Origin of the sequence: Aeromonas sp. 159 (genome assembly GCF_963862045.1) — a bacterium.
GTDB classification, from domain to species: domain Bacteria; phylum Pseudomonadota; class Gammaproteobacteria; order Enterobacterales; family Aeromonadaceae; genus Aeromonas; species Aeromonas veronii.
Genome location: NZ_CAWLMI010000119.1, coordinates 1 through 1,055, shown reverse-complemented (window position 1 = coordinate 1,055; position 1,055 = coordinate 1). Strand labels below are relative to the sequence as shown.

The 1,055-nt window shown below is 55.7% G+C and carries 1 protein-coding gene; it reads right to left on the bottom strand.

Translation table 11 applies throughout. The annotated features are described in order from the left end of the window. A partial coding sequence (gene tuf, locus AACR14_RS16095; protein WP_019446919.1) for an elongation factor Tu occupies positions 1-1,055 on the bottom strand: 1,055 nt, incomplete at both ends.

Below are 1,055 nucleotides of genomic sequence, written 5' to 3'. Positions count from 1 at the left end.
GCGATCGGAGCAATCAGGGTAACAACCATTTTGATGTTGTCGCCCGGCATTACCATCTCTACGCCTTCCGGCAGTTCGATGGTACCGGTCACGTCGGTAGTACGGAAGTAGAACTGCGGACGGTAGCCTTTGAAGAACGGGGTATGACGACCACCTTCTTCTTTGGACAGTACGTACACTTCAGATTCGAACTTGGTGTGCGGCTTGATAGAACCCGGCTTGGCCAGTACCTGACCACGCTCTACGTCTTCACGCTTAACACCACGCAGCAGCGCGCCGATGTTCTCGCCTGCACGACCTTCGTCCAGCAGCTTACGGAACATTTCAACACCGGTACAGGTGGTAGAAACGGTATCTTTGATACCAACGATTTCTACGGTCTCACCTACTTTAACGATACCGCGCTCTACACGACCGGTAACTACGGTACCACGGCCAGCGATAGAGAATACGTCTTCGATAGGCATCAGGAACGGCTGGTCAATCGCGCGCTCCGGCTCTGGGATATAGGTATCCAGGTGGCCAGCCAGCTCGATGATCTTCTCTTCCCACTGAGCGTCGCCTTCCAGCGCTTTCAGCGCGGAACCGCGAACTACCGGCAGGTCATCGCCCGGGAAGTCGTACTCGGTCAGCAGTTCACGAACTTCCATCTCAACCAGTTCGAGCAGCTCTTCGTCATCAACCATGTCACACTTGTTCATGAACACGATCATGTACGGGATACCAACCTGACGACCCAGCAGGATGTGCTCACGAGTCTGCGGCATCGGGCCGTCAGTCGCTGCTACTACCAGGATCGCGCCGTCCATCTGGGCAGCACCGGTGATCATGTTTTTAACGTAGTCGGCGTGACCCGGGCAATCTACGTGGGCGTAGTGACGGGTAGCGGTGTCGTATTCTACGTGGGAGGTGTTGATGGTGATACCACGCTCACGCTCTTCCGGTGCCTTGTCGATCTGGTCGAAGGCGAAAGCTTTACCACCGAAGTGCTTGGCCAGCACGTTGGTGATAGCTGCGGTCAGGGTGGTTTTACCGTGGTCAACGTGGCCGATGGT